This is a genomic window from Paenibacillus sp. J2R1T-4, assembly GCF_059692235.1.
Window position 1 is genome coordinate 26,702 of sequence record NZ_JCAUBA010000005.1, and the last position, 20,819, is coordinate 47,520.

At 46.8% G+C, this 20,819-nt stretch carries 13 protein-coding genes; all 13 read right to left on the reverse strand.

The window, feature by feature from the left end; all coding sequences use genetic code 11:
- Window positions 1-92: 92 nt before the first annotated feature.
- Complete coding sequence (locus AC58QD_RS10760; protein ID WP_497332936.1) at window positions 93-6,629, reverse strand: Ig-like domain-containing protein; 6,537 nt, start codon at window positions 6,627-6,629, stop codon at window positions 93-95.
- A 38-nt stretch (window positions 6,630-6,667) separates the two neighbouring features.
- Window positions 6,668-7,675: a Gfo/Idh/MocA family protein gene (locus AC58QD_RS10765; RefSeq protein WP_497332938.1), complete on the reverse strand. Its 1,008-nt coding sequence runs from the start codon at window positions 7,673-7,675 to the stop codon at window positions 6,668-6,670.
- Between the two features lie 11 nt (window positions 7,676-7,686).
- The gene (locus AC58QD_RS10770) at window positions 7,687-8,682 is read right to left on the reverse strand and encodes a Gfo/Idh/MocA family protein (RefSeq protein WP_497332940.1); all 996 of its coding nucleotides are present in this window, start codon (window positions 8,680-8,682) and stop codon (window positions 7,687-7,689) included.
- A gap of 145 nt (window positions 8,683-8,827) precedes the next feature.
- The gene (locus tag AC58QD_RS10775; RefSeq protein ID WP_497332942.1) at window positions 8,828-10,501 is read right to left on the reverse strand and encodes an extracellular solute-binding protein; all 1,674 of its coding nucleotides are present in this window, start codon (window positions 10,499-10,501) and stop codon (window positions 8,828-8,830) included.
- Between the two features lie 118 nt (window positions 10,502-10,619).
- Window positions 10,620-11,495 carry a carbohydrate ABC transporter permease gene (locus AC58QD_RS10780; RefSeq protein WP_497332944.1) on the reverse strand — a complete coding sequence of 292 codons (876 nt, stop codon included), beginning with the start codon at window positions 11,493-11,495 and terminating at the stop codon, window positions 10,620-10,622.
- A gap of 27 nt (window positions 11,496-11,522) precedes the next feature.
- Window positions 11,523-12,416: an ABC transporter permease gene (locus AC58QD_RS10785; protein WP_497332945.1), complete on the reverse strand. Its 894-nt coding sequence runs from the start codon at window positions 12,414-12,416 to the stop codon at window positions 11,523-11,525.
- Between the two features lie 275 nt (window positions 12,417-12,691).
- Window positions 12,692-14,917 carry a helix-turn-helix domain-containing protein gene (locus tag AC58QD_RS10790; RefSeq protein WP_497332946.1) on the reverse strand — a complete coding sequence of 742 codons (2,226 nt, stop codon included), beginning with the start codon at window positions 14,915-14,917 and terminating at the stop codon, window positions 12,692-12,694.
- Window positions 14,918-15,190: 273 nt separating this feature from the next.
- Entirely contained in the window at window positions 15,191-15,865 is a 675-nt protein-coding gene (locus AC58QD_RS10795; RefSeq protein WP_497332948.1) for a FadR/GntR family transcriptional regulator, read from the reverse strand.
- 79 nt (window positions 15,866-15,944) lie between these two features.
- Window positions 15,945-16,679, reverse strand: coding sequence for an MBL fold metallo-hydrolase (locus AC58QD_RS10800; protein ID WP_497332950.1), 735 nt, complete (start codon window positions 16,677-16,679; stop codon window positions 15,945-15,947).
- Complete coding sequence (locus tag AC58QD_RS10805) at window positions 16,676-17,680, reverse strand: Gfo/Idh/MocA family protein (protein WP_497332952.1); 1,005 nt, start codon at window positions 17,678-17,680, stop codon at window positions 16,676-16,678. The genes AC58QD_RS10800 and AC58QD_RS10805 overlap by 4 nt, the downstream gene beginning before the upstream one ends.
- Window positions 17,681-17,715: 35 nt before the next feature.
- Entirely contained in the window at window positions 17,716-18,798 is a 1,083-nt protein-coding gene (locus AC58QD_RS10810; RefSeq protein ID WP_497332954.1) for a pyridoxal-phosphate dependent enzyme, read from the reverse strand.
- A gap of 30 nt (window positions 18,799-18,828) precedes the next feature.
- Window positions 18,829-19,722, reverse strand: a complete 894-nt coding sequence (locus AC58QD_RS10815) for a dihydrodipicolinate synthase family protein (RefSeq protein WP_497332956.1) — start codon at window positions 19,720-19,722, stop codon at window positions 18,829-18,831.
- 27 nt (window positions 19,723-19,749) lie between these two features.
- Entirely contained in the window at window positions 19,750-20,754 is a 1,005-nt protein-coding gene (locus AC58QD_RS10820; RefSeq protein WP_497332958.1) for a succinylglutamate desuccinylase/aspartoacylase family protein, read from the reverse strand.
- Window positions 20,755-20,819 lie beyond the last annotated feature (65 nt).

Below are 20,819 nucleotides of genomic sequence, written 5' to 3' on the forward strand. Positions count from 1 at the left end.
GCGCTCTGGAATAGTCCTTTACTAACCTCCTCTGAGTAATAGAGAGGCTGCTATTTACAACAGCCCCGCCTGAATAATGCCGATCTTGCTTGTTATGGAAGCTGAAACACAATCACTTGAATTGCTGTTGTATTTTCCGATTTCTGCGTGTACGTACCCGCATAGGTCATGCCGAATGAATATGAACCAGGCAGCAATTCCTTGCTGATCTCTCCTCCGGCAGTCGTTCCGAGCGTTCGCCAGCTTCCCGCATAATATTTCACTTCGCCGCCATCGAGTGCAGTACCCTGGCTATCCTTCAACTGCACCTTCACGTTTACCGTGTTGAAAACGACTACCGGATCACTTCCCGTATTCTGCGTTTGCTGATTATACGTTCCTTCATAGGTCGTGCCGAATGAATAATTACCAGGCAGCAATTCCTTGCTGACCTCTCCTCCGGCAGTCGTCCCGAACGTTCGCCAGCTTCCCGCATAATATTTCACTTCGCCGCTATCAAGCGCATTACCCTGACTATCCTTCAGTTGCACCTTGACATTTACTGTGTTGAAAACGACAACGGGATCACTTCCCGTGTTCTGCGTTTGTTGAGTATACGTTCCTTCATAGGTCGTGCCGAATGAATATGAACCAGGCAGCAATTCCTTACTGACCTCTCCTCCGGCAGTCGTTCCGAACGTTCGCCAACCACCCGCATAATACTTCACTTCACCGCTATCTAGCGCATTACCCTGACTATCCTTCAATTGCACCTTGACGTTAATCGTTTGAAACTCTACAACGGGATTACTTCCTGTGTTCTGCGCCTGTTGACTTGTAGTGCCTGCATAAGTGATTGAGAACGTATAGGTTTTATGAGGCAGATGCTTGCTTGCTCTCCCGGAGGAATCCGTTGTTCCAAAGTCCTTCCAGCCACCGTCATAGTATTTTACGGCTCCTTCACTCAATGGATTTCCGTTGCTATCTTTCAGTTGCACTACAACACCGCTAGAAACGATCACTTTGGCCGCTGTTGTCAGCCCGCCAATTGCTGTTGTTGCTGTGACATAGGCCACCCCTTCGGAGATCGCTGTGATGTTCCCGTTGTCATCCACTGTCACCACATTCTGATCATTCGTGCTCCAAAGTACCGTTTGGCTCGGTACCGTTATTGGTGCGACCACAGCAAGCAACGTCTCCGTACCGCCTATTGGCAACAACGTTTCCGTTTTATTAAGCTCGATGCCAGTTGGCATGAGGAAACCCGTATTTCGTATCAATTGTATGGAATTGAAATATACCTCGTTTGTTCCCGACTGCCAATCCAGCGGAATGTTATAGATAAGCATTCCGTCCGTACCTGTCGGAAGCGATCTGCCCATTCCGGAATGTTCGACCAGTTTAACACCATCCAACCACAATGAAAGGGTTTGCTCGCCATCGAAATTAATTTCCCAATCATGGAAAGCTTGGTCGGCTGGCATATTAAGCTGGTCTTGGACATTCGAAGCAATCCCTTGGAACATCACCTTGTTCTGATCATTGAAGGTGATACTGAAATGCTTCTGGTTCGCTGTAATCTTGAAGATAACCCCTCGATTAATATGATTTTGGAAAGGCGTCATCAGATCAACAATGCGTGCATTCAGCTTTAAGCTCCAGGCGCCGGAGCCAATTGTAAAGCTCTTATTCATGGTGACGTAATTTGTTCCCGCTTGTTGATCCCCATAGAACAAATACTGGCCTTCATCAACCGGCTTCATGGATACTGCATTGGGATTCCCCTTGGAATTACCGGAATCCGTAATATACACACCCGCCTTCGGCGCCGAGCTTACTCCCCATGCTGCGCTTGTCAGATTGGACGCATTATCATTCAATAGTAAGCTATTAGGCGTACCGGTTGTCGTAACCAAGCCATTCACCCATGTTGCAGGGTAGGCAAATTCATGCCATTTCTCTACCTTTACTTTGTCACCCAACAACCCAAGAGCATTCGTTCCTACAATGTTGTTGAACATGTATATGCCATCATAGCCCGCCTCATAGAACTCGTTGGCACGCAGAAGATACTGCTCCTTGGAAACACTTGTCCGTGAAATATTGCTGGCCACTCCACGCTTGAGCAAATCCTCCTCCTGTTTGGACAAATCTACTCCAGCGATATTGAAATTGATGCCGCCATACAGCTTCACGTTCGTTCCGCTTACCAGATCGGCGAACTCGTCAAGATTGCTCCAAAACTTCTCACTATTCACCGAAGACGGAACAAGTATATCGATGAGGCCTTCATCAATCCAAGTTTGAATATCGAACCCATTTTTGAAATAATCATGGTCCGGTACCCGAACGGAGATTTGAACACCCGGCAATACCTGACGCAGTTCCCTCAGGAATCCGGTCATAATGTTCGCCCGATATTGCATCCACCTTTGAGCACCTGCCGGGGTATGCTCCAGTTTCGGATCGACACCATACTGGGTTATATACCCGGCCGTAATGGCAGGCTCCCAGCCCAGAACATACGGATTGCGATTGAAGTCGAGCTCGATCCCCTGCACTCCCTGAAAGGATGCCGCTTCCAACAATAAATCCTCAATAATTTCACGAAACTCTGGATAACCATAGCTCAAATTATTTCCAAGAGGCGCTCCATAGTAAGTCAAATATCGATATGCATCGTATTGCGGGTAAATGTTTCCGTTCAGCCATGGATACAGATTCATAGGATAGAACGCATTCACTCTAAGGGAAGCGAAAGTGTCGATTCCGATTTGTTGCGATCTTTGTGCCACGATTTGCAACGGATTTTTACCATCCGCTACGAACTGAAGTGTAGTATCACGAATTTTTTTGTCAACGTCTCTCATAAGCAATTCCTGCTGTGGTGTCAAGCTCGCATACGGGATTCCAGCAACCTCACTTTCGTAGAAGGTCAGGAATGTTGTACCCGTAGCGTAATAGATCGCACCGACATCCTGATTGGCGTAAATATCTACATCATTAGCTTTCAGGGTTGCTTCGTTGGTGACCTTTCCGATGGCCAGATTGGTATTGGCATCGTTATTATAGATGACTCTCTTCCCATTTGCCCCTTCATCTGCCTTGGAAGCGATAATGATTTCATTGCTTGTCAGACTTTTGAACTTGAGATAAGCGATTCTCGCTTGTTTCCCTGGTTCCGGGACAATCTGCAGCGTCTCTCCATTGAAATCAGCCGCTTTAACATATACCTCAGAAACCGCCTTGCCACCGTATGCGGTTGCAGGATCGAATTTGGCACCATCGATCACAACCGTCCGCTCATTGACTCCTTCCGTGATAGAAAACCCTTGCGTACCGGATATATACCCTACATAGACGCCAAACCATCCATTGAGATGAACAGGTACCTGCAAAGCAGTGGATTCGTTCTGATTTTCTAGGAATACACCGCCCTCACGGGAACCATCATACTGGTAATGAGATTGCTTCCACCCAGCAGCAAGCGGGTCTTGATCAAGTGCATCCTTCAAATCGTGCATTTGTGTGAAGAGAAACACTTTATCATCGGTTGCTGTAATCGTTTGGCCGGCATGCACCGATTCAACAACTGAACGGAGCTCGATATTTTGTGTTAAGCTATTAATCTCGTAATTGTCTTTCATAAGTCTCAAATCCAGCTTCATTCGACCAGATTGCCCCTCCGGGTTAATGTGGATTGGGATGATCGAATCTGCCACGACTTGATGCGTCCAAGCTATTAATTGATTTCCCTTGTAAAGTTCAGCCCGAAGCATAACGCTCTGATCAGCGATCCAGAGCGGATCGATATCGGCTGCACTGACAATAGCATCAACAGATGTGGAGTCAGAGTTAGGTAATATCGTAACCCCATTAAGAAACGGTTTATACCAGAGAGTTTGAGTATTTGTCACCATTCTGATGTTGTCCAAATATACTTCGGTTGAACCTCCCGCAGCTCCAACGGAATCCTGGATCAAGCTAATCCGTTCCGGTTCCGCAACGCTAAGACCAGCCCCTGCAAAAACACCAAGCTTCACTCCATCCAACGCCACAAATGTACGACCATTTTCATCCAGTCCGATTTTCCAATTATGGAAATTCACATCTGTTGGCAAGGTGATTGGAAGCTGTTCATAAGAATCCGGAGCATTCTTCAAAACATACAACTGGTTCTTATCATTCAAAGTGAACCTATATTTTTTGTTATTAGCCACAATTTCGAAGCTTAGTCCTTTGGTAGGACTACTGCCCGCAGATGTAATCAGACTTGCAATTCGTGCATCAAATTCCAAGGTCCATGGTTGATTGCCAATCTCGACGGATTGATATACCTGTGTCGTCACGGTTGCTTGATTGTCACCATAGATTAGATATCTCCCCTCTTCAACCGCCTTCATTCCTGCAAGTGTCCCGTTAGACTTGGAGTGGTCTGTTACATAAGCTCCTATACTTGGCGCATCAGCCTGCCAGCCACTTGTATCGAGGCTCGAAGCATCATCTTGAATAATCACATTATTCGCCGTTTTGATCAGCTTCAGATTGTCCAGATAAAACTCGTTCGTGCCTGACTCCCACTCCAGTGGAAAGTTTGTAATCGTGATCCCGTCCGCTTTGGCTGACGTTAGTCCGATTCCTTCATATTGTGCCAGTTTGATATGATCGCGCAGGAGTGACAGAGTCCCGAATCCATCGAACACGATTTCCCAGTTGTGCAGGACATTATCCGTTAGTCCGACTACCTGCTTCTCATAGTACGTACCGCCCGCATCCTTTTGGAAGATCACTTTGTCTTGTTCGTTAAAGGTTACCCGGTAAAGCTTCTTATTCGCCACAATGTCAAAGTTGATGCCCATCTGGGCTTGGGTATCGAGCGGTGTAATCAAATCCGCGATTCGTGCATCGAATTCTAATGTCCACGCACCGGGCCCTATAGGCACATTTTTCGTAATGGCAGAATAAGTGCGATTGTCATTCGCTATTTTATCGCCATAGAATAAATATTGTCCTGGCTGAACCGGCTTGAGCGGCAGCTGATGCGGATTTCCAGATGAAACACTGGAATCAATCGTGTATGCATTCGGCACTGGAAAAGCGACAGGTCCAGGAACCCATCCTGCAGTTTGCAAATTTGAAGCGTCATCCTCGAATAATATTCCAACTATGGTCTGTACTTTTATATTCGTACGGGCCAGGAATCCACCATCATAAGTTACGGCTGTGACCGTTGCATTACCAACAGAGATCGCCGTAACGGTACCATCCTGCTGCACGCTGGCGACAGTCGGATTGCTGCTGCTCCACAATACCGTTTTATCCGTGGCAAGCGCTGGAAGCACGCTAGCTATTAGAGTTTCACTACCTCCTATCGATATAGCTGTTTTGGATTTATTTAGCGTGATCTCGCTAACTGGGAGCGGCTTCACCTCTACTAATGAACTGGCTGTAAATCCGCCGTCCTCAGTCGTTACCGTTATCATCGCTATTCCTGAAGAAACGCCCGTCAGGATCCCTTGAGCATCTATTGTCACTACAGCCGTATTGCTGCTGGACCACTGGACATTCTTGTTGCTCGCATTAATCGGCTGTATAGTTGCCGTCAACGGGAGACGATCACCGACACGCAACTCCGTTTCGGTCGGGTTCAACACTACACCTGTAACCCCTATATCCCCTATAATGACCGCAATGGCAGCGGCAGCCGTATAACCACCATCTACAGTTGTAGCAGTAATCGTTGCATTACCTGCAGCTACGGCCGTAACAACGCCATTCGCATCAACAGTCGCAATATTCGTATCGGAGCAAGACCATGCTACACCTCTCTCTCCAGCATTGGCTGGTGTTACCGTTGCGTTTAATGCAACAGACGAGCCTAGCGATAGGGTCAGGGTGTCGGGATCAACCGTAATTCCATTGGCCGGTCGGTACAGCTTCATATGCTCGAAATACACTTCATTCGTTCCGGATTGCCAGTCCAGTGGAATGTTATAAAGGATCATGCCATCCGTAGTCCCAGGCAATGACCTTCCCATCCCTGCATGCTCGGCCACTTTCACGCCATCGAGCCAGAGCGACACCGTCTGGATCCCATCAAAGTTGATGCTCCACTCGTGAATAGCATTATCAGTCGGCATAGTTAACCGATCTTGATAGGTTCCCGCCGATCCCAAAAACATCACCCTGTTCTGATCGTTGAAGGTAAGGCTGTACTGCTTCTCATTCGCATGGACTCTTATAATGATTCCTCGGTTTACATGGTTCTGGTACGGTGTCATCAGATCAGCGAATCGCGCACCGAACTTCAACTTCCAGGCTCCAGATCCAATAGAAAAGTTTTTGGCCATCGTTATGTAGTTGGAGCCTGCTTCTTGATCGCCATAGAGTAAGTATTGACCGGCCTCGACCGGTTTCATCGTCACTCCATTCGGATTCCCTTTGGAATTGCCGGAGTCTGTAATATAAACACCGTTTCTGGGCACTGAACTTACGTTCCATCCTGCTGCAGTAAAGCTGGTCATGTTGTCCTCGAAAAATACACCGTTCGTTTCACCAAATACAACAGCGGAATTGTAAATGGGGATCATACTAACGATCATCAATACGACTAAGTAAATTCGAATCCTCCTGAACCATTTCCCAATCATAACTAACCCCTCCCATTGGAATCATTGTGACACATGTGTTACATTCCATTGTTTCTTACGATCACAGCGCACTCATCCGCTTCAACGGCAGCACGGCACGCTGCCAGCAAATCATGATGCGTAATCTCATGAGGTCTCCCTTCAATTCTGTGCAAGAAGTCTTCTGTAACTGTTGAAGGTACTGATCGGAGCGGAATCTTGGCAAACGGCTTGGCATGCATGACTGTGAACAAGAACTCCTCCTGTCCGACCGATGGATCACCCGTTAATCGAATCTCAGCACTGCCCAGCGTTCCTGTGACGAATATGCGAAGATCCCCATAGCTCCAGCATTTCTCAGGCGTATGCCAATCTGCATACAGCTGTGCAACCACACCACCACTTAAAACCGTTTGAACAGCAGCAACATCGTAGAAATCCGGATATTCCGGCAAAATTGACTTGGCTAATACCGCTGAAGTAGAAGCGAGCTCCTGACCAGTCAACCAACCCAGAATGTCAAAATCATGAATAAATAAATCCATTATGATGCCACCATTTTGCTGCTTGGAGAAATGCCAGGTTTGACGGCTATTCGGGTTCAGCATATGCGGCTTGCGCATCGTGATCGAGAGCAAAGTTCCGAGCTCGCCGGCATCGATCATTTGCTTCAAGGTGTAGAGAGAGCGTTTATCCCTTGAAGTTAGCATGAGCCCAATTTGAATCCGCTCCCGATTCATGACGGCTTCCAAGCGATTCAACCCGTCGCGGTTAGTAATAATCGGCTTATCGAGCATGATATGCTTGCCATACTCGCAGCAGGCTTCAATAATCGCAATTTTCTCGTCATTAATTGCTGATGACCCAATGATCGTAGCGGATGAATTCCATATCTCATCCGCATCCTGCACGAGTGGTATGTTATATTTCTCTGCAAAAGAAGCAGCTAACACATGTGGATCGCGATCATAAATCCCGACACATCTGTGTCCAGCCTTAAGCATGGCCTCAATAAACATGGAGATATGACTATGTTGACAGCCAACTATAGCGAAGTCGTGTATCAATGTTCCAGCTCCTATTCGAATCGAATTTCTTGACCATGATTGGACGAGTCATATGTGCCCCATATCAGTGCAAGTCCTGCTCTCGCATCTTCCCCAGATATAACCGGCTCTCTGTCTTCCTGAATAGCCTGTACCATATCTTCTATCTGCAGTCGATGCCCTTCTCTCCCGGACTCCACAGGAAATTCCGGTATTTCCACGGACTCTCCCACTATATCCAAAGTCGTGATTACATTGCCCTTCAGAATAACCGTGCCCTTATCTCCATGGATAATAATCTGATGCTCGGGTTGCTTGTAAGCTGTTGTTGTCATCTCGAGTACTCCAAGCGCTCCGTTCTTATAGCCCAAAACAGCAACGGCAGTATCCTCGACTTCAATATCGCGAAGCACAGTGCGGGCATAGCCATTGAGCGTTTCCACGGGTCCAGCAAGCCATTGCAAGAGGTCAATCGTATGAATGCCTTGATTCATCATCGCACCACCGCCGTCCATTTCCCATGTACCACGCCAGCCTGCACTGTCATAATAGGCTTGATCCCTATAGTAGCGACCGTAACCAGAGCATAAACTGAGCTTGCCAAGCCTTCCTTCCTCAATTAACCGTTTGACGTATTGAGCAGCAGGAGACAACCGCCTAGGGAGGACCGAAGCCAGCTTAACACCATGCTGCTGACACACCTCAATCATTCGCTCCGCGTCTTCTTTCTTAATCGCAAGCGGCTTCTCACATATTACATGTTTACCTGCCTGTGCAGCTTGAATCGTCTGTACGGCATGCAACCCGCTCGGTGTACAGATGCAAACAACGTCTACATCATTACGAGCTAATAATTTGTCATAATCGGTCTCATATGGAACCCCGTACTGCTCTCCGAACCGCTTGGCACTTGATTCATAGACATCGCAAACGGCTGTCAACTCCGCACCCGGTGAGCTTTTAATTCCTTCTACATGTGAAACGGATATGCCACCACAGCCCAGAACAGCAAATCTAATCTTTGACATCAATACTTCCCCCTTCTATTCCTTAACGATCCGATCTCTAGATTTGCATAAATTCATCCTCCGATAGGCATGACCAAGCACGCACATATGACGGAGTCCCATCTTATGCACGTACTGGTTACCTATTCGCTCATAGAACAGCTACCTATTTTGTATACCAGTCTTTAGTATGAACCACAGTTGCCTTGTTGTCGGTATACCACTTCTTATAGAATTCATCTACCTGCACGCCGCCAGCATTCTCCCATGCAGACTTCACATCTGATAACGCCTTCTCAATCGGATAAGAGGCACCACCTACAACAGCCTTTGACCATATATCAACTACAGCTTTTAACCCGTTCGTATAGCTCAAAAGTAAATTTTCAGGTAATGGCGGCAAAGAATTTTGATCGATGTCATAAAATATCGGACGATCGGCACTCAAATAGGCTTGATCAGAGGCTTTAATAATCTCAGCAAATTCTTTGTCAAGCGGTTTATTCATATCCAACTGAGAGATATACCTTGCGCAATCACCCTCTGACATCGGAGAAGCTAACATCCGGAAGTCAGCTGTCCAAGAAACCTGTGTAGTGGATATCGGCTGAATTGGTGCAGGACAACCGTTTGCACCGACTTTATAATGCGTCCCCTCAATCCCGTACTTCAACGTTTTCCCAGTCGACTCCTTCACAAGAAAGTCGATGTATTTGATTACAGCTTCCGGGTTCTTCGCTGTTGCATTCACAACAGTCGTGATGAAGAGTGGCGGATTAATGGGCGGACTGAACTGACCAAATTCTGTTTTCGGCAATGGTATAGCGATAATTTCTCCATCAGGGTTATTCTTCTTGAATGATTCAAACACTTTGTAGCCTATCACATTAGCACCACCATTGGCGCCAAACATACCGAGCTTGCCGTTTACAAAATCCTGTTGTGCCTTCTGGCCATTAGTGTCTGTCAAGAAATCTTTATCGACAAGTCCTTCGTTGTACAGTTGTTTCTTAAATGCATTGCTTGCAGCAGCACGATCAAATTGATGGACATAATTTCCGTCCTTTACGCCCCATTCACTATAACCGAACATTGCACCGATGATTTGTCCCCCTACACTGCTTAGCTGAATTCCAAAGGTGTCCTTTTTCCCGTTGCCATCCGGATCCTGCTCGGTAAAGGCTTTAATGACTTTGTACATTTCCTCAGTCGTTTTAGGAACCGCCAGATTCAGCTTTTTCAGCCAATCGTTACGGACATAGAGTACAACATTTGTATCCAAGGATGTAACATAGCCAAGTCCGTACAATTTTCCGTCGTCTTTCATACCCAGCTTCTTCAATGCCGGATATTTTGCAAGTAAATTTTTGTATTCTGTGCTGTACTTTTCAATAATTTCATCGAGCGGCATCAATTGTTTTTTCGAATATAATGTATTTTTGAATCCGGCACTATATTCAAACATGATGTCTGGAGCTCCCCCTGAAGCAAGCAAGACGTTGAATTTTTGCTCCGACTCGTTTCGTGGCACTGAAATGAACTTCACATTTGCAGGTCCATTCTGATTGAGCCATTCTGTCCATCTGTTCTTAATCGGCGTACCTTCCTCCGCAGGAATATTCCCTCTATCATAGATGGATGCTGTTATATCTCCACGCTTGGCAGGTGTTGGCGAAGGCTGCGTAGTTGCTGCCGGCTTTGCTGATTCATTCGGCTTCACAGATGTTGCAGGCGTATCCGTCGTTTTGCTACACGCTGCCAACATGGCAGCCATAGACAGTACCGTAACAATTCCTAGCCTGAATCTTTTTACATGATTACGTTTGTTTTGAACCTTCATGCGTTGGACCCCTCCAGAATAAGTTTTTTCACTTCCAGTGTATCACCATGTCTATTATCCGTCCTTCCGTCGTGAACCCGCATCACCTCCTTTAAGACTGTCTTGATACAGTAACTGATCATCCTTTGATCGCACCAATCATTACACCTTGAATAAAATATTTTTGTAGGAAAGGATAAATAATCAACATCGGAAGGACCATGACCATAATACCCGCCGATTTGATACCTTCAGGTGTCACAGCGGTCTGTTCCTGCACGGGCAAATTATTTATTTCACTAAGTAACGATTGACTTTTGATCATCTGCTGAACCAATACAGCCAAATTATATTTCTCGACATCCTGGATATACAAAAGCACACCTAAGAATGTGTTCCAGTATCCGACTGCGTAGAAAAGGGAAACGGTCGCAATAACAGGCATAGACAATGGAAGAACGATTCGCATCATGTAGCGAAACTCCCCACACCCATCCATGCGGGCTGCTTCCTCCAGCTCTCCGGGAATATTTGCGAAGAAGGTCCTCATGATTAGCATGTAATAGGTGCTGATCAACGCTGGCAACCATATGGCCCCATACGTGTTCATCAACCCCAATGCTTTGATCACGAGATAGGTGGGGATAATACCACCGCTGAACAGCATTGTAAATACGATCGCCAATGTGAAAAATCTTCTGCCGTACATATATGAGCGTGACAGAGGATATGCTGCTAATACTGTAAACGCCAAGCTTAGAGCCACACCCACAACCGTAATCAGAACACTATTCACGAACGATTGTATAATTCTGGTCCCGCTTATCAAAAGATTGTAGGAGCTGAGGCTCCATCCCCGCGGCCAGAACGAAACACCGCCAGATACGATATAGTGAGGATCACTCAAGCTTACAGCAGCCACATGAACGATAGGCAACAAGCAGCTCAGTGCAATCAGACCGAGAACCACTGCATTGATTTGATAAAACAGTTTCTCACCGAATGAAACACTCATTTTCTTCACCTTTCTCCATAAAGGACATTACCATAGACCTTCTCCGAATTTTCTAGCAGTTCTATTTGCTAGGAGAACAAGTACAAGACCGACAACTGATTCGAACAAACCAAGTGCAGCAGTAAAGCTGAACTGCGCTCCTTCAATACCAATTCGAAAAATATAGGTACTGATAACCTCCGATATACTCGAAACAACGGGATTTTGCAGGACGAAAACTTTGTCGAATCCAACTTCAAGCACGTTGCCGATCGATAGGATGAACATGATGATAATGGTCGAAGCAATGCCTGGAATCGTAATGTGGATCATTTGCTTCCACTTGTTGGCACCATCCATTCCCGCTGCCTCATAAAGACTGGTGTCGATGGAGCTAAGTGCGGCCAAATATATAATCGCTGCAAAGCCAGATTCTTTCCATATGCCTGCTCCGAGGAAAATAGCAATCCATGATCCAGATTTGTACAAAAACGGGTAGGCTTCTCCTGTTATTAGACGCAAGAAGTGATTGACGATACCTGATTCCTGCGCAAATAGCGTCAATACGATTCCGCCTACAATTACCCAGGAAAAGAAATGAGGCAAATAGACTAACGTCTGCACGAACCGCTTAAACCACATTTTCCTGAGTTCATTCAGCAGAATGGCCAGAATAATCGGGAAAGGAAACCCGATGAAAATAGATAACCCCCCTAACACAAACGTATTACGAATAATCTCCAACGATTGTGGATTGTCGAATAACATTCGAAAATGCTTCCAACCAACCCATGGGCTATGCATAATTCCCTGGATAAAGCTGTAATCCTTGAAGGCGATGACTACTCCGAGCATGGGCAAATACTTAAATAACACATAAAACAAAATGACGGGCACAAACATGATAAACAACGGAATATTTTTGCGAAATCTCAAGCCCACTCTAATGTTCTCCTCTCTCCTCGATGCGAATGCTACCGCTTACATGATACGCTCATGCCGTTCCGACCTTCGCTCTGTGTTCATCCCAAACTATATGGAAAGGGAAGACTCCGTTCAATAGATATGATTCTTGCCAATAGACCATTTTCAATTGAAAATGCAAAAAAACCGCTTCTGATCAAGCGGGTTTCGTACATTGCTCTTGATTTAAGTACCAAGTTCAACCTCAAAATAGATATAATTCTCGATAGATGATTCTCCTCCGCTGACGATCATCAGGAATCACGATTCATTTTACGGTAATCACCCGGTGTTGTACCGACCCATTTCTTAAACACACGTATAAAAGTAATGGCATGAGAATAACCGACCTTGCCGGCAATTTCCTGTATGGAATCAGACGAATCTTCATATAGTAACAGCTTCGCTTGCTCTATCCGCACTTTGGCTACATAATCCACGAAGTTTTCACCGAATTCCTCTTTAAATAATCTGCTAACGCTTTTCATATGAAGCTGGAACGTTTCACTAATATGATTGAGCGATAATTCGGGATTGTTGTAATGGGTTTCAATGTACTGCTTGATTTGCATAATGAGCTTATGGCTTTCCCTTTTGTTCTTCTTCAGCTGAAATTGTTCAGACAAGCTTTGAAGGATTGTGCTAATGGGCTGCTCTGCTTCTTCAATCTTGATGAAGCCTTTTACATTTTCTCTAATATCCGAGAGTGCTTTCTGTTCCCAAATTAACCGGAGTTCGGGCGGAAGCGTCCTGCATTCCTTGTCCAAGGCGAAGATGAGATAGTTAATAAAATCAACTGCATCTTCCCTTCTTACAGCTGCAGACTTCAGCACCACGAACAAATCGTGAAGCTGCTCCTCCCACTTGTTATCCCCTGCTCGGAACGCTTGTGCCGTCAATTTAATCTGTTCTGCATACTGCAGCACATGCCCCTGCGGAGGTGTTATAACATCCCCGTACGAAATCGTTGTGTTGCTGCCGAACATCGATATGTATTGCAGCGCTTCCAGTGCTTCCGAGTAGGATTGAGATATGTGTTGAGGGCTGTCCACAATTGACCCGATTCCACACGATATCGTAAAAGGCAGGTTCTGCTCAGTCCATAGCCTAATCTGCATACAAAACGGCTTAAGTGGGTCCTCAGACTCCATTTGCCCCTCTTCCGCCATCGCTATAATGCCCAATTGTGCCTGACTCATCCACTCGCACCATATTTGCAAGTTTTCCTGCTGTCCGGCTTCCCGCGTTGCTGCAGAAACCGCGAATTTAAGCAGGTTTTGATCCTGTGGAGAGTAAGCTTGGATAACATCGTCAATACGATCAATCTCTAATACAATCACAGCGATATGGTTAGTCCTGCCGGATAATCCAACATGGTCCATCTCCTGCTCCCACTCTTCAGCAATGAGCGGTTCTGCTGCCTCCATCATTCGTTTGAATAACAACTTCCGCCGGAAGCCCACACTCTCCTCAACCTTTTTGTCATAGTCCCGGGAATGCTCTACCAGTTCATCAATCGCTGTACGGATAAAATGAAATTCATCCTTTTGCTCCACGAATGCAGACTCTCTGGAATTCCGTTTCGTATACAACCGGATATTGGATTCGATCAGTTGAATCGGACGATAATTTTTACGTGCTGCCAAAAACAGCCACACCATCCCAGCTAACACAGACAACAGTACGGCCGCATACCACCCATTCGAAAGAGAGGAGAAATAACCGAATGCATTCGTTTGTTTGTAACCGGATCTTACCGTCCAACCCGTATAATTAGAAGTCAGCTTAGTAAGAATCTTATCCGCTCTATCACTCTCCCCCATAATTGACACATCGTTTGCATCTGAGAGAGTGAGGAAATTCAATTCTGAATCCAAAAGCTCTCTGATCGCCTCTTCTAGCTTGCTTATCTGTACATTTGCAATAATTAGACCTTGGGAGCCTGTATTAAGCGGTATTCTTTTAGACAGAGAAATGACTTGCTGTTGAGGGTTGTCGCCACCTTGGAATACTTGAAACGCACGGGGTTCAGTCCAAGTTAGGGTATCCTTAGCCGTAAGCGCCTGTTCTACAAATGCGCGATCAGCAAATTGTTCAATCTGAATCATAGTACCAGGGGTCAAGACAACCTGATCAGAGCTCCGGTATAAATAAATAGAGTCAACAGATAGTAAATAAGTCGACAGGTCGCGTATTCTCTGTGATATTTGATAATCCTTATAAGGATCGCTCGGTTCATTGCCGTCAAAAAACAACCGTATCATCTCATTAGTCAGAATTTCTTTGACAACCATCTCTTCTGAAAATTTCAGCAAAGAGTCTATCGTCTGCAGGGCATTTTGGGCAAATACCTCATTTGCTTTGACCGCCTGCTGCTTCGAGAAATTCCCCATAGCCGTGAAGAATAGAAAGATTAGTATCGAGATAATAGCCAGAAAAACAGGCAGATAAGATAAAAGCCAGCGATGGTACATTTTCATTGCTTGATCTTTGCCCCCTATTAAATGAGTTCATGGATCCCGATATTCATATTGTACATTATACAAAGGTCAATACGTCCACAAAAGATTTCTGCTAAGGGGGGAGTTACCTTATCTGGTTGCAAGTTAATAGGCGACAAAGTGAACGCTCCTTAAGATCAGGTGGAAAATGAGCAGCAAATAGAGCCCTCTTGGGCTGTATTTGCTGCTCTCATTAGGTCATCCATCCCCTAATCTTAAGGGCTCGGGATTATTCAAGATACTTTAGTAAGTTCATTCCTCAAAGTTAGCTTTCAAATGATTGAGATGCTTGGACATCGCTTCCTTAGCTTGTGTTACTGCCTTCGCTCTAATCGATTCTGTTATGAGTCTGTGATCTTCAAGGGTATGACCATAGCTCGGGAAAGCGATATTGCTGCGAATTTCGGAGAAAAACAGGTTTATTACTTCACTTAACTCATAGAACGTATCATTGCCCGTTATCTTGAATATCGTTCGATGAAATCCGATATCGGTATCGAAGATGGGCTGTTTATCGCGAATGGCCTGCTCCATCCGATCATTCCATTCATCCAATTCCTGCAGCTGCTGCGGGGTCGCCTTGGAGACAGCAAGCTCCACAGCGGCTAATTCCAGAATAATTCGGGTTTCCAGAAGCTCCCTCATTTTCTTGCGGTCTCCCAACCAGCGGAAGTAAAACTGGTCCATCAATTGCTGTAAGGAAGCAGTGCTAACGTAAATGCCATCTCCAGGCTTAAGCTTCAGAATCCCGATCGTCTCTAAGGACTTAAGCGCTTCGCGCACAACGGTCCTGCTTACCTTAAGCATATCTACGATTTCCTTCTCATTCAGGAATCGGTCTCCGGCCTTAAGATCATTCTCCACAATGTATTGTTTGACCTTATCAATAACGACATCCTTTAATGATTTGCGAATTAACGGTTCCATACTCGATTCATTCCTCTTTAACCTATTATAGTTATACCAATACTAACATCGGCAGGAAGAGGAAGCAATTCATATGGAATTACACAATGCTAGGCGGTGAACCAACTGCAGTAAACAGGTCAACAGCTTGCGTGATAACCTCATGGCCTGATCGCAGGATCGGACACAGATGCCCCGGCAGCAAAATGTCTACATCTATATCGGTCAACCTATGGATCGATTGTTCCAATTGCCGGATAGAGAAATCCGGCGTGCTGAGCGCAGCAATCTGCCCTCCGGCAAATACGGTATCCCCGCAAAAAAGGGCATTTAGCTCTGGACAGTAATAACTGATCATGTCACTGCTGTGACCGGGCGTCGACATAACCACTAACGTTAGATCACCTATCTTCAGTTGATCACCATGTTGTAACACAATCTCCACTCGGCTTGGCGTCATTCGGCAATCAGGCGGGTACACACCGCTCCTGCGTGCCTCGATCAGACCATTGCGGGTCTCGTCCGCCGCCTCCACTATTGCAGCAGTTGCAGTTGAGGCGGCCAATTGGGCCCCGGTTGCAGTCTTCCACAGGTGCGCCCCACCGCAATGGTCCATGTGGGCATGGGTAAGACAGATCGTGGTGATCCCAACGGCCGTGAACCCGTCAAGTGCAGCTTCCGCCAGCATCGATGATACCCCATAGCCTGTTCCGCAATCGATGATCGCCTGCTCACTGCCGCCATCAAGCAGATACACATTGCAATCGAGCTCATGACTGGCATTCATACCGAGCTTACCGCTGCCGATCAAGTAGATTCGCCCCTTAAGTCTCATCCTGTTAACTCCGATCCGAGCATAACAGGACGTCCCTCCCGACAGGAGCGAACGATTGCGTCCGCCACGCGGACAACATTCAGAGCGTCCTCCACTGGCAATATTGTGGATTCCACCCCATCGCGAATGCAGGCTATAAAATGAGCAAGCTCAGACATAAGTGGGCCTTGCACCTGACCGTGAATCTCTTGAAGTAGAAACGGGCTTGGAAGTTGAACCTGTTCGTTGGTGCATATTCGGATTGCTTGGTCAGGTGCTTCCATCCTCAGGACACCGGATTCACCATTCACCAGCATCATTTGATCCTGTGGCGCCGGCCATGCGTCTGGCGCAAGCCAATTGCTCTCGATGACGGCAATCGTTCCATTCCTGAACGTAAGCATGGCCCATACGAGATCTTCTCCCTCGTCGGAGGAGGAGCTCCTTGCATATACCTCTATAGGAAGCTCTCCCAAACACCACAGAATTTGATCAATATCATGGACGCCGAGCACGAAGATAGTAGGAGTGCGTTTGTAAATTTGGTAGAACCGTTTCAAATCGCTGCGTCTTGCATAGATCGATCGAATGCGCCCGAGCTTGTCATTTACGATCTGACGCTTCATCTCAAGATAACGCGGGTCGAAGCGAGTCACGTGGCCGACCATTAGCATTAATTTCTTCTCCGCTGCCAGACTAACGATTTCGGTTGCTTTACTTAAATCGATTTCCAACGGCTTTTCTACAAATATATGGCATCCTGCCTCTAGACCGGCTACAACCGCTCCATGATGAAGAGCTTCCGGAAGCAGGATATCCAGAACATCCAGCCTTTCCTTGCTCAACATTTCGTCTAGACTCGTGTAACCTGTACAGCCCAATTCCTCTGCGAGCTGATCTACTACATCCTGTCTTATATCGCAAACAGCTTGTATGCGTATTCCCGATAATTGCCGCAAGCATTGAAGATGCTGCCTGGCGAAGCTGCCCAAGCCAACGATTCCAATATGGATTGTATTCATATTTGTTCCTCCTGAGTAGCGACTGTCGTTTCTTCCTATAGCTCCTCTACATCGTGAAGGGGCAAGCCAATCCGAGGCGCAACCATAGCGGCCCCCCGTGCGGAGTCCTTATATCCCGCTCCGCTAATGATGCATACCACCCGGTCAGTCGGACGAATCTGTCCATTTTGCACCGCTTGTGCTAACCCCGCCATACTGATCGCGGCTGCTGGTTCACAGAATATACCTTCTTTGACCGCTAACTGCTCCTGCCAGCTCCAAGTAACCTCATCCTCGATGGAGAGGCCAATCCCGTTGCTCTCTTTAAGACCTGCGAATACAAGATCAGCATCAGGTGGACTCGGTACCTGTATGCCGGATATTCTCGATGTAGAATCTCCGGTAACAGGCTTGTCAATGCCCTGCTCCCAACCTTTCACCAGATTGGAACAACCTGTCGATTGACAGGCTGCCATGCGTGGAAGCTGTGTTAGCTGACCGGTCTGCAGTAGGTCTTGAAAACCTCGATGTATGCCGGCAAACAAACCACCTCCGCCAACTGGAACGAATACTGCATCGGGAGTCCCTATCTCCTCATGGAGCTCATAGGCAATCGTCTTAACAGCTTCCATCGCATACGGCGCATAGGCGAATGCTGTGATCAGCGGCTCCCAGCTATTGCTGCGGGCTCGTTCACGAACCAGCTCGAATACTTGTGCTCCGATGGCCGAGCTGAAGCCCATTCCTCTGACCTTATACACTTGTGCGCCATAGACCAGAATTTGCTCCAGCTTGGAGGTCACAATATTCTCTTGCACGTAGACATGGTATTCCAGCCCTCCCCGGGCTGCATAAGCAGCGATCGATGCCCCCGCATTACCGGATGTCGTACCGATGCAAGCAGACTTGCCCTCTTCCTTGGCAAGCGACACCCCGAGTGCCGCTATTCTGTCCTTGTAGGAGCCAGTAGGATTCGAAGATTCCAGCTTGAAATATAGCTCCTGTATGCCTAGTTCTGCCCCGATACGTACACTTTTGACAAGCGGCACTTGTCCTTCTCCCATAGTCACCCGATTACCAGGTGATACTCCCGGCAGTCGATCCGCATATTTCCATATCCCTTGACTCTCTATGTTCATAGAATGATGCCCCCGTCCTACTAATTAAGCTTAATCAAGTAATCCCACTTGCTGCATGCAGGCCTTTACCGCTTCCTTAGCACGCTCATCGACTACGCCTGAATAGTCTGGGGCGAAATTACCGCTGAAACCAAGCAGGTTCATCGCATAGGAGAATCCTGGGAACACACCTACTGCGACAAACTGATCTCTAAGCAGCAAAATATCGTTGAGACATTGAGCGGCTGTGGCACGGTCCCCGGAAGCCAGCGCTGTATACAGCTTCGCCGTAATCTTCGCCGTGCAGGCGAACATGCCGTCCAATTGCTTGGTGATTCCGTACTCATAGGCAACATCGAACACATCAAGCCCGCTGAACATGAGCTGAAAAGCGGAATTCGTTACAGAAGGAGCTTGTGTCAGTGCTTGCTGTATAATCCGTGCCGTCGTTATATCCCCCGTCTTGATTCCTACGATGTTGCTTACCTTCATAAGCTCCAATACTGTTGCGGGTTCGATCTTCACTTGAGTTACGGAAGGCAGATCGTACATATAGACGGGGTAAGGGGATGCAGCAGCAATAGCTGTGAAAAACTGCTTCACCTCGGACTGGCTTGACCTATAGTAAAAAGGAGTCGTTGCTACAACACCATCAATCTGCATTCCTTCCAAACTATTGATCCGATCCATGACCCGGCTAATAGAATTATCCATTACACCTACGAATACCGGACAAGCTCCACGTGCTGCCTCAGTTGCTTTTTGAACAACCTTAACATATTCTCCATTCTTCACTTGAGCTTGTTGACCCATTGAACCCATCACCAGCAGCCCGGATGCCCCCGAGTTTACCTGATCCTCCACATGCAATTGTAAGCTTGATGCTACTAAATCTCCGTTGCTGTCCAAAGGTGTTCCTAATGCTGTATAAAATCCTTGTCTCATGTTTACCCCAACCTTCATTTTATAGTGTCATTTCCACTCGCTTGCCAGCATATACAAATTCATTCCTTTGTGAACCTTTGGGGTTCCAGTCAAACATACTAAGATTCCCTCTACTTCTGCGTGTAGGGCTTGCAATTCCTGACCGAACCAATCGTATACAGCCCCAACCTTATCGCCTTGCTTCACATGATCTCCAAGCTGAACGGCCGGGATGAAGAATCCATCTGTATCCGCTTGCGTTGAATCCAGATCAAAGTGTCCTACTCCTCTAAGCCTGTGGCGGATTGAAGTTGCAGTTTCTTTAATCCACGCTTCGGGTTGGAGCAGGATGCTTAGGTGCTCCATAAGCCGCAATGCTCCAGCACGGTAGCTTAGCTGCTCATCCGGCTTCACACGTCTTCCCCCATAGCCTTCGGTATATAGCCACGGTATCCCCTTTTCTGTGGCAGTAGTCACCGTCCGACCAGGCAGGACTTCTTCATGCCCCCACACAGTCGCCATTCCGAACGCTTCGGCTGCCGCTTGAGATCGTCTTCCAGCTTCGCTATCGTGATGGTAGTACCCCACGAATTGCGTTAGGGCAAGATAAGCTCCTCCGCTGTGGAAGTCGAGCAGAAAGTCCGCATCGACCAGCAAATGTTCAGTAATCTGCCAGGCTAAGCGCTGGGTAACGGTCCCGTCCTTGCTGCCGGGAAACTCTCTTGCCAGATTCCGCTCATCCGCAGGTGTTGTTCGAGATACGCCGTAGTACGATAACACATTTGTAACCGGAACGAGAATAACGGTCCCTCTAATATGCTCCGGCTGGAGGTCTCTGCACAGCTCGATAACCGTATGGACCCCTTCGTACTCATCCCCGTGGACAGCTGCAAGGATGAGCAGAGTTTGACCTGGGCTGTCTCCCTTTATTACATGCACTGGGATCACAGCTTCATTCGTTTCGTCTGCCTCGAAGGTTAATAGATAGCTTTGCTTAGTACCCGGCTTTTGGAGGTTCTTATCGAATTGATCAACATGTAAGGTTTCTGACATATGCTCTCCTTGTCACTAATTCTATAAAGATATTATGGTAGTACCAATATAGCCAGAGTCAAGAC

Bases quoted from the DNA above. Each gene is read 5' to 3' on its own strand.
- AC58QD_RS10760 (WP_497332936.1), bottom strand. From the start codon at position 6,629: ATGATTGGGAAATGGTTCAGGAGGATTCGAATTTACTTAGTCGTATTG.
- AC58QD_RS10800 (WP_497332950.1), bottom strand. From the start codon at position 16,679: ATGAGACTTAAGGGGCGAATCTACTTGATCGGCAGCGGTAAGCTCGGT.
- AC58QD_RS10775 (WP_497332942.1), bottom strand. From the start codon at position 10,501: ATGAAGGTTCAAAACAAACGTAATCATGTAAAAAGATTCAGGCTAGGA.
- AC58QD_RS10820 (WP_497332958.1), bottom strand. From the start codon at position 20,754: ATGTCAGAAACCTTACATGTTGATCAATTCGATAAGAACCTCCAAAAG.
- AC58QD_RS10790 (WP_497332946.1), bottom strand. From the start codon at position 14,917: ATGAAAATGTACCATCGCTGGCTTTTATCTTATCTGCCTGTTTTTCTG.
- AC58QD_RS10780 (WP_497332944.1), bottom strand. From the start codon at position 11,495: ATGAGTGTTTCATTCGGTGAGAAACTGTTTTATCAAATCAATGCAGTG.
- AC58QD_RS10810 (WP_497332954.1), bottom strand. From the start codon at position 18,798: ATGAACATAGAGAGTCAAGGGATATGGAAATATGCGGATCGACTGCCG.
- AC58QD_RS10795 (WP_497332948.1), bottom strand. From the start codon at position 15,865: ATGGAACCGTTAATTCGCAAATCATTAAAGGATGTCGTTATTGATAAG.
- AC58QD_RS10770 (WP_497332940.1), bottom strand. From the start codon at position 8,682: ATGTCAAAGATTAGATTTGCTGTTCTGGGCTGTGGTGGCATATCCGTT.
- AC58QD_RS10805 (WP_497332952.1), bottom strand. From the start codon at position 17,680: ATGAATACAATCCATATTGGAATCGTTGGCTTGGGCAGCTTCGCCAGG.
- AC58QD_RS10815 (WP_497332956.1), bottom strand. From the start codon at position 19,722: ATGAGACAAGGATTTTATACAGCATTAGGAACACCTTTGGACAGCAAC.